This is a genomic window from Quadrisphaera sp. DVD1, from assembly GCF_058932755.1.
The window spans coordinates 1-6,003 of sequence record NZ_JBZYWI010000175.1 but is presented as its reverse complement, the minus strand read 5'-3'; the positions used below and the strand labels follow the sequence as shown (position 1 = coordinate 6,003).

Annotated in this window: 8 protein-coding genes and 1 pseudogene; 6 read left to right on the top strand and 3 right to left on the bottom strand. The window is 77.9% G+C overall.

All coding sequences use genetic code 11. The annotated features are described in order from the left end of the window. From AC5FZL_RS15015 to AC5FZL_RS14995, 5 genes and pseudogenes are all read left to right on the top strand, one after another. Positions 1-195, top strand: a pseudogene (locus AC5FZL_RS15015) (phosphatidylinositol mannoside acyltransferase); the annotation flags it as partial. Further along, positions 192-1,343 (top strand): glycosyltransferase family 4 protein, encoded by a 1,152-nt coding sequence (locus tag AC5FZL_RS15010; RefSeq protein ID WP_493619691.1) that lies wholly within the window; start codon positions 192-194, stop codon positions 1,341-1,343. The pseudogene AC5FZL_RS15015 and the gene AC5FZL_RS15010, both read left to right, overlap by 4 nt. Then, positions 1,340-1,918, top strand: a complete 579-nt coding sequence (locus AC5FZL_RS15005) for a hypothetical protein (protein ID WP_493619690.1) — start codon at positions 1,340-1,342, stop codon at positions 1,916-1,918. The genes AC5FZL_RS15010 and AC5FZL_RS15005 overlap by 4 nt, the downstream gene beginning before the upstream one ends. Continuing rightward, positions 1,915-2,496 carry an NUDIX hydrolase gene (locus tag AC5FZL_RS15000; protein ID WP_493619689.1) on the top strand — a complete coding sequence of 194 codons (582 nt, stop codon included), beginning with the start codon at positions 1,915-1,917 and terminating at the stop codon, positions 2,494-2,496. The genes AC5FZL_RS15005 and AC5FZL_RS15000 overlap by 4 nt, the downstream gene beginning before the upstream one ends. Continuing rightward, positions 2,493-2,966 carry an MOSC domain-containing protein gene (locus AC5FZL_RS14995; RefSeq protein WP_493619688.1) on the top strand — a complete coding sequence of 158 codons (474 nt, stop codon included), beginning with the start codon at positions 2,493-2,495 and terminating at the stop codon, positions 2,964-2,966. Before AC5FZL_RS15000 ends, AC5FZL_RS14995 begins: the two co-directional genes overlap by 4 nt. Here the strand turns inward: AC5FZL_RS14995 and AC5FZL_RS14990 are convergent. The 3 genes from AC5FZL_RS14990 to AC5FZL_RS14980 are packed head-to-tail and all read right to left on the bottom strand — an operon-like array spanning position 2,963 to position 4,828. Next, on the bottom strand, positions 2,963-3,559 hold the full coding sequence (locus AC5FZL_RS14990) for an energy-coupling factor transporter transmembrane component T (RefSeq protein WP_493619687.1): 597 nt from the start codon (positions 3,557-3,559) through the stop codon (positions 2,963-2,965). The genes AC5FZL_RS14995 and AC5FZL_RS14990 overlap by 4 nt on opposite strands. Then, the gene (locus tag AC5FZL_RS14985; protein WP_493619686.1) at positions 3,556-4,230 is read right to left on the bottom strand and encodes an energy-coupling factor ABC transporter ATP-binding protein; all 675 of its coding nucleotides are present in this window, start codon (positions 4,228-4,230) and stop codon (positions 3,556-3,558) included. Before AC5FZL_RS14985 ends, AC5FZL_RS14990 begins: the two co-directional genes overlap by 4 nt. A 13-nt stretch (positions 4,231-4,243) precedes the next feature. Then, a complete protein-coding gene (locus AC5FZL_RS14980) occupies positions 4,244-4,828 on the bottom strand; it encodes a biotin transporter BioY (RefSeq protein ID WP_493619685.1) in 585 nt (194 codons plus the stop codon). Positions 4,829-4,997: 169 nt separating this feature from the next. Here AC5FZL_RS14980 and pdxS point away from each other — a divergent pair, with 169 nt between their 5' ends. Beyond that, entirely contained in the window at positions 4,998-5,939 is a 942-nt protein-coding gene (pdxS, locus tag AC5FZL_RS14975) for a pyridoxal 5'-phosphate synthase lyase subunit PdxS (protein WP_493619692.1), read from the top strand. The last annotated feature ends 64 nt before the right edge of the window (positions 5,940-6,003 follow it).

Here is a 6,003-nt window from a genome sequence, read left to right as displayed (position 1 = left end):
CTGCACCTGCGCGTGCACCCCGCGGTCCCCGTGCCGGCGCGCACGCCGGAGGGCGGGCGGGCCGCGCAGGTGGCGGCGATGACGCAGGACTGCGTGGACGTGCTCTCGGACGCCGTGCGGGCCCACCCCCAGGACTGGCACGTGCTGCAGCGCGTCTTCGACGCCGACCTCGAGCCGTCGGGGGAGCCGTCATGAGGGTCGGGATCGTCTGCCCGTACTCCCTGGACGTGCCCGGCGGCGTCCAGGGGCACGTCCTCGGCCTGGCCGAGCGGCTGCTCGCGAAGGGCCACGACGTCTCGGTGCTCGCGCCGGTGGACGAGGACACCCCCGTGCCGGGCCACGTCGTCTCGGCCGGGCGCGCGGTCGCGGTGCCCTACAACGGCTCGGTGGCCCGCGTGGGCTTCGGGCCGGCGACCGCCCTGCGCGTGCGCCGGTGGGTCACCGAGGGCGGCTTCGACGTCCTGCACCTGCACGAGCCGATCACCCCCAGCGCCTCCCTGCTGGCCCTGTGGGCCGCGACCGGGCCCGTCGTGGCCACCTTCCACTCCGCGCAGCTGCGCTCGCGGGCGCTGCAGGCCGCCGCGCCGCTGGTGCTCCCGAGCCTGGAGCGGATCAGCGCCCGGATCGCGGTGAGCGAGGACGCCCGGCGCACCGTGGTGGACCACCTCGGGGGCGACGCGGTCGTGATCCCCAACGGCGTGGACGTCGACCGCTTCGCCCGCGCGGCGCCCCGGGCTGCGTGGCGGGGCCGGCCCGGGGCCCCGACCGTGGCCTTCCTCGGCCGCCTGGAGGAGCCGCGGAAGGGCTTCGGCGTCCTCGCGCAGGCGCTGCCGGCGCTGCGCGCGGCCCACCCCGGCCTGCGCGTGCTCGTCGCCGGGCGCGGCGACGCGGCCGAGGCGCGCGCGCTGGCCGGTGTGCACGCCGGCGCCCTGGAGCTGCTGGGCCCGGTCTCCGAGGACGACAAGGCCGCCCTGCTCGCCTCGGTCGACGCCTACGTCGCCCCGCAGGTCGGCGGCGAGAGCTTCGGGATCGTGCTCGTGGAGGCGATGAGCGCCGGCGCCGCCGTCGTCGCCAGCGCCCTGCCCTCCTTCGGGCGCGTGCTCGAGGACGGCCGCCTCGGCGTGCTGGCCGCGGTCGGCGACCCGGCGGCCCTGGCCGCTGCGGTCGCGGGCGTGCTCGACCAGCCCGCCCGCCGGGCCGCGCTGGTCGCGGCCGCTCGCACCGCCGTCCGCCGCTACGACTGGCGGGTGGTGACCGACCAGGTGGTCGCCGTCTACGAGACCGTGGCCGGGGCCGGCGCGGTGGGGCCCCGGGCCGCGAGCACGCGCTGGGGGCTGGTGTGAGCGCCTCGGCCGTGGCCCTGCTCGTGGTCGGGGCGGCGCTCGTGCTGGCCGGGGTGGCCTGGGCGCTGACGGCCACGGCGGCGCGCCTGGACCGGCTCCACCACCGGGTGGAGACGAGCCGGGCCAGCCTGGACGCCCAGCTGCTGCGCCGCGCGGGCGCCGCCGAGCAGCTCGCCCTGTCCGGGCTGCTCGACCCGGCGACCGCGCTGCTGCTGGCCAGCGCCGCCGGGGAGGCCCTGGGCGCCGAGGGCGAGGCCGAGCGCGCCGGCGCCGAGTCCGACCTCTCCCGGGCGCTGCGCGCGGCCCTGCCCCCGGCGACCGTGGCCGCGCTGCGGCGCGGCCCCGCGGGCGCCCGCCTGCTCGACGACCTCGACGCGGCGTGCCAGCGCGCGGTGCTGGCGCGGCGCTTCGCCAACGACGCCGTCGCGCAGACCCTCCGCGTGCGCCGCACCCGCGTGGTGCGCTGGGGCCGCCTCGCCGGCCGCGCCGCCCTGCCGCGGCCCTTCGACGCCGACGACGAGCCGCCCGCGCTCGCGGCCGAGCACGTCCTGCCCCGACCGGGAGGACCGCGGTGAGCGCACCGGAGGACGACGCCTGGCGCGAGTGGACCCTCGGCGAGGACGGCCTGTGGCACCGGCGCGGCGCGCGCGTTCTGCTGCTGTCGGGGGACCGGGCGGGCGACCCGGGCGCGGTGCGGATCCTGCTCGTGCGCGGCCACGACGTCGACGACCCGCAGCGCTCGTGGTGGTTCACCGTCGGCGGCGGGATCGACGCGGGGGAGACCCCGCTGGAGGCGGCCGTGCGCGAGGTCGCCGAGGAGACCGGCCTGGTCCTGCCGCCGGCGTCCGTGGTCGGGCCCGTTCTCGAGCGCAGCGCCGTCTTCGACTTCTTCGCCCGCACCTGCCGCCAGGACGAGCTCATCTACCTGGCCTGGCTCGAGCCGGGGCAGGAGGACCTCGCCCTGAGCTCGCAGGGCTGGACCGCGGTCGAGCGGGCCAGCGTCGACGAGCTGCGCTGGTGGCGCCTGGACGACCTCGCCGCCGCCGAGGCGGGCGGGGCCGAGGTGTTCCCGCAGGGCCTCGCCGGGCTCGTGGCCGAGCTCGTGCCCGGCTGGGACGGCGTCCTGCGCGGCCTCGGGGAGGGGCGCGGATGACGCCCGGCGAGGTCGTGGAGATCCACCTCGCGGACGCCGGCGGCGCGCCGATGCGGTCGGTCGCCGCCGCGCGGGCGGTGCCCGGAGGGCTCGCCGGTGACCGCTACCAGCTCGGCACCGGGCACTGGTCCTCCCGGGCGGTGTGGCGCGACGACGTCACGCTGGTGGCCGCGGAGGACCTCGCGGCCGCGGAGGCCGAGCACGGCGTCGCCCTGGGTGGCGGGGCCTCGCGGCGCAACGTGGTCACCGCCGGGGTCGACCTCGCCGCGGTCGTCGGCGCGCGGCTGCGGATCGGGGAGGCCGTCCTGCGCGCGGACCGCCCGTGCGACCCGTGCCGGTACCTCGACGGCCTCACCGGGGGCCCGGCGAAGGCCGCGCTGGCCGGGCGCGGCGGCCTGCGGGCGACCGTGCTCGTGCCGGGCCGCCTCGCGGTGGGCGACGCCGTCGAGGTGCTGGCGCCGGGCGACTAGTCGTCGACCCCGCGGGCGGTGAGGGCCTCCCCGAGCAGGTGCGCGTGGCGCAGGCTCCGGATCACCAGCGGGACGACGAGGGCGCGCGGGCTGCGCTCGAGGCCGCGCGCGCGGCGGGCCTCGCCGACCTCCGCGGCGGTGCGGGCCAGCACGGGCACGGAGCGGATGGTCAGCGCCAGCAGCAGGGCCACGCGCTCCGGCTCCACCCCGATGCGCCGCAGCGGGCCCAGGGCGCGGGCGAGGGCGGCCAGCAGGTCGCTCACCCGGGTCGTGAGGGTCACCACGGCGGCGGCGAGCACGGCCACGAGCAGCGTGCCGACGACGACGACGGCCGCCCGCCAGCCGCCCGCCCACCACTGGAACGGCACGAGCACCGCCACCACCCAGCGCAGCGGCCACAGCTGGGCCAGCGCCACCCGCACCGGCAGGGCGGCCAGGACGACGAGCACGGCGTCGACCGCGACGCCGACCGCGACCGCGGCCGGGGTGCGCACCGCCACGAGCAGGGCCGTGGCCAGCGCGAGGCCGAGCAGCTTCGCGCCCGCGGGGCGGCGGTGCAGCCAGGAGGTGCCGGGGCGGTAGAGGCCGATCACGCCATCAGGTCCCGGTAGGCGGCCACCGCCTGCGCCGGTGGCGCGTCGTGGACCACCCGCCCCGCGTCGACGACGAGCACCCGGTCCGCGCCGGCGAGGAGGTCCAGGTGGTGGGTGACGAGCACCACCTGCTGCGGCAGGTCGTCGACCACCTCGGCGATGCGGCGGGCGTTGCGCAGGTCCAGGAGCGTGGTCGGCTCGTCCATGACGAGCACCGCGGGCTCCAGCACGAGCACCGAGGCCAGCGCGAGCAGCTGCTTCTGGCCGCCGCTGAGCAGGTGCGCGGGGTGGTCGGCGTGCCCCTCCAGGCCGAACCGCTCGAGCACCTGCGCCACGCGCCGCTCGGACTCCGCGCGCGTGAGCCGGGCCCGCCGCAGCGAGAACGCGACGTCCTCGGCGACGGTGGGCATGACGATCTGGGCGTCGGGGTCGCTGAAGAGGAACCCCACCCGACGGCGCACCGCGGCGCCGTCGCGGCGCACGTCGAGACCGTCCACCGCCACGGTGCCCTCGTCGGGCAGCACGAGCCCGTTGAGGGTGCGCGCCAGGGTCGACTTGCCCGACCCGTTGGCGCCGATCACCCCGATCCGCCGCTCCGGCAGGTCCAGGGAGATCCCGTCGAGGACCAGGCGGTCGCCGAAGCGGTGGCGCACCCCCCGCAGCGAGATCACGCGGAGCCGGGCCTCAGCGCCGCCCGGCCAGGCGCCGCGGCGGCGCCAGCACCGGGTAGCCGCGGTGCACGGCCACCGCGACGCTGGCGGCGACCAGCGCCTTGAGGGCGTCGCCGGGCAGGTAGACCACGGCGGCGGCCGCCGTGGCGAGCACGCTCGAGGTGCCGGTGACGAACGCGGAGACCGGGATGCCGAAGAGGTAGACGACGCCGATGCCGCCGATGGCGTTGGCCCCGAACATCCACGGCAGCACCCCGCGCGCCGGGCGCCGCTCGGCCAGCCAGCCGACCACCGCCGCGCCGACCGGCCAGCCCACGAGGTAGCCGGCGGTCGGGCCGGCGAAGACCGCGAGGCCCCCGCGGCCGCCGCTGAGCAGGGGCAGGCCCGCCGCCACGAGCACGAGCAGCACGAGCACCGCCAGGGCGCCGCGCCGCCAGCCGAGCACCGAGCCGGCGAGCATGACGCCCAGGGTCTGCAGCGTGATCGGCACGGCCGAGCCGAAGACGTACAGCGGCGGCGCCAGGCCCATCGCGGCGATGAGGGCGGCGAAGACGGCGACCAGCGCCAGGTCGCGGGCGGGCAGTCGGCGAGCGGGCACGGGGGCTCCTCGGGGCGGGGCCCGGCGCGCCGGGCGGTGGGCGCGCACGCCACGGGCGGCACGCACTCGCGTCGGCGCGGGTGGCTGCATCCTAGGGACGACCGGGGCACCTCCGCGCGGACCTACCATGGGGGTGCAGCTCCGCTCCCGTCCCGCGAAGAAGGTCCTGATGTCCGCGCCGCTCGACTCCGCCGTCCCGCAGTCCTCCGACTCCCCGGCCGCCGGCGCCGCCCTCGTCGGCACGCAGCGGGTCAAGCGCGGCATGGCCCAGCAGGTCAAGGGCGGCGTCATCATGGACGTCGTCACCGCCGACCAGGCGCGCATCGCCGAGGACGCCGGCGCGGTCGCCGTCATGGCCCTCGAGCGCGTGCCCGCCGACATCCGCGCGCAGGGCGGCGTGGCCCGGATGAGCGACCCGGACCTCATCGACGCGATCACCGCCACGGTGTCCATCCCCGTGATGGCCAAGGTGCGGATCGGGCACTTCGTCGAGGCGCAGGTGCTCCAGAGCCTCGGCGTCGACTACATCGACGAGTCCGAGGTGCTCACCCCGGCCGACTACACCCACCACATCGACAAGGGCGCGTTCACGGTGCCCTTCGTCTGCGGCGCCACCAACCTCGGGGAGGCGCTGCGCCGCATCACCGAGGGCGCGGCGATGATCCGCTCCAAGGGCGAGGCCGGCACCGGCGACGTCTCCAACGCGGTCACGCACATGCGCACCATCCGCTCCGAGATCAACCGGCTGCGCTCGATGAGCCCCGACGAGCTGTTCGTGGCGGCCAAGGAGCTCCAGGCGCCCTACGACCTCGTGGCCTCCGTCGCCCGCGAGGGCAAGCTGCCGGTCGTCCTCTTCACCGCCGGGGGCATCGCCACCCCGGCGGACGCGGCGATGATGATGCAGCTCGGCGCCGACGGCGTCTTCGTGGGCTCGGGCATCTTCAAGTCCGGCGACCCGGCGCGGCGCGCCGAGGCGATCGTGCAGGCCACGACGTTCTACGACGACCCGGACGTCATCGCCAAGGTCTCCCGCGGCCTCGGTGAGGCCATGGTGGGGATCAACGTCGAGGACGTTCCCGAGCCGCACCGCCTGGCCCAGCGCGGCTGGTGACCGCCCGCACCACCTGAGCGGATCCGCCCCGCTCCCGACCACCTGCGCACGGGGTGGCCCCGTG

What these genes read in the sequence shown, in the direction of transcription:
- AC5FZL_RS15010 (WP_493619691.1), top strand. Translation starts at nt 192, where the DNA reads ATGAGGGTCGGGATCGTCTGCCCGTACTCCCTGGACGTGCCCGGCGGC.
- AC5FZL_RS14995 (WP_493619688.1), top strand. Translation starts at nt 2,493, where the DNA reads ATGACGCCCGGCGAGGTCGTGGAGATCCACCTCGCGGACGCCGGCGGC.
- pdxS (WP_493619692.1), top strand. Translation starts at nt 4,998, where the DNA reads ATGTCCGCGCCGCTCGACTCCGCCGTCCCGCAGTCCTCCGACTCCCCG.